Source organism: Cellvibrio sp. BR (assembly GCF_000263355.1).
Lineage (GTDB): Bacteria > Pseudomonadota > Gammaproteobacteria > Pseudomonadales > Cellvibrionaceae > Cellvibrio.
On record NZ_JH668215.1, the window covers coordinates 1 to 2,335 of the forward strand.

Here is a 2,335-nt window from a genome sequence, read left to right on the forward strand (position 1 = left end):
GACAGGTTTTTGGTCAGCCCTAAATCCAACCGAATACCCGCCAGCGGTGCAACACCACTGTCACTTTGCAGGGTGATGGGTTGCTGGTTGGTCTCTTTTTCGTCCTGCCAGAAATAGGCGCCCGCTTCCAATGAGATATTCACCGGCTGGTCGCGCAGCAGGGTTAACCCCTGCACCGCCGTCCAGCCGCTGGCGCTGACCGGGTAGGCATTCGCGAAGTCGCGTTTGAATGCCGTCAGGTCGGTGTCGCCGTCGAGGGTCATATCCACTGTTACATCGCCCAGTTCCAGATAGCCCAGTTCGCTGTAGGTGTAGTCGTGCCATTGGTAGCCAAAGGCGATTTGGTAGCCGCGACGGTCGATGTCGTACTTATCAACCGTGAACTCGTGACCGGCGGCGCTCAGGGCTTGAGTGAACGTCGCTTCGCGTTGGTCGCCTTCTACTTTGTAAACATCTACCCGCACATAGGCTTTGCCGTCGGTCAGCGCCTGGCTGGAGGCCGAGGTGGCAATCAGGGCCAGGGCGATCAAGCCCCGGCGGTTTGTTCCCGTGATCCATTTCATCATCAATACGCTTCCTAATAACAAGAGCCAGAGTCCATCTATCGCACCACCGCCTTTGGATTTGAGGTTTACATCCGGCGCTGGCGGTGGCGGAGGGGGTGGTTCCACCGGCAGTGCAACACTCACGGCGCCCGGGTCCACAATCGCGGCGTTGATCAGGCCGTCATCGTCGTTCGGCCCTCCGTCTTCAATGGTCAGCTGGACGCAGAGGTTGCCGGCGGTCAGGCCGGGTGTCCAATCCGGGTTGCCCGGTGGCGGGCAGTAACCGGGGTTGCCGGGGGCGGAGAAGATGCTGTTGTTGGCATTGCTGATGAAGTTGACCCAACGGCCATCCTGGTATTTGCGATAGACCGCATTGGCGGGAATCGGCGCTACTTGCGGGATCACTATGCGCACACTTTGACCCAGGGTTGGCAGGTCGTTGATCACGAAGTCAAAGATGCCTCCCACCGGTTCAAAGGTGGGGTCGATGATCAATTCACCGGTAGTGCCCAGCTCTTCGTTAAGGATTTGCACACCGCCAGACTCGCCGACCAACGCAAATTGGCCGAGGCCACACCGCACACCGGGATCACATTCGATCAGGTAGGCGTTAGTGATCGCGCCCTGCTGCGGCAGGATGTTGCTGGTGGGCATGTTGTCCAGATAGTCGGGGATACCGTTGCCGTTGGTGTCGCCAAAGCCTTCGTTGGTGTCAGTAACACCATCGCCGTCGGTGTCGGCATCCGGTACTAGCACTGGCAGGCTCGGTACGACACGGAAGTAGAGCTGTACGTTGGCAGTGGCACCACCGGTGTCGGTGACGGTCACTTGTGCCTGATGACGACCGCTCAAGTTGCTCGGGTCGAACACCAGGGTGTTGTTGACCGGGTTGCCGTCGGTATCGCCCAGCGCTGTGTCACTGGCTGACCAGTTGTAGCTGTGGGTATCGCCGGGGTTCAGGTCGGTGACGGTGGCGGTCAGGGTGACCGGGCCGCCGGCAGGGGTAATCTGGATGGTGTTTACACCCCCTTGCGTCAACTGCAGGCTCACCATCGGGGCGATATTGCCTTCGCGGATACGGATGGTGTGGCTGTTGGCGACACCGGCATTGATATCGCCATCCAAACGTACCACCAGTTCACTGTCGCTCAAGCCACTGAGGGTAGCCAGTTGCACTGGCACTATCACTTCGACCTGCCCTGCTTCGGTGAAGTTGGCCAAGCCATTGACCAGATTGTGTTCGGTAGTGCCTGCGGTAGTAGCCGCGTCGATCACGTAGGGTATCGCGACAGGGTATTCCGGCGCTTTGCCATTAAGCAGCACACGGAATTCCACCGCACTGCCACGGATGGCGATTTGTGACTTGCTCAGGGATACCAGCGGACGGATATCGACCACTTGCGTAGCGGTACCCGTGACATCGGCTCCGTTGATCGCACTCCAGCTCACTTCATGACGACCCGGTGGCAAGAGCAATACATTGTTGACGTTCAAGCCTTCAGGATTGGTGGTGCAACAGGTATTACCACTCACCCCATCACTGGCCATGCTGTTGAGAATCGCATCCACCTGCTCCTGGGTCGCCGAGGCGTTGAGGCTCAACAACTGACGCAGGCTTACCGGTGTGTAAAGCCCGGTGGCGTTGATGGCGATATCTTCCGGTGCAGTAACCACCGGCTGCAATGGGTCGATGGTTTCAATCACTTCCAGATTGAAGGCTGGCAGTGACGCACTCAAGGTGCCGTCGCTAACGGTGATGACGATTCCGGTGGTGGTACCTACATCATCGT

At 58.6% G+C, this 2,335-nt stretch carries 1 protein-coding gene; it reads right to left on the minus strand.

The features are described from left to right. Positions 1 to 2,335 (minus strand): choice-of-anchor U domain-containing protein (locus O59_RS20730; RefSeq protein WP_304412010.1); only part of this gene is annotated, 2,335 nt, incomplete at both ends.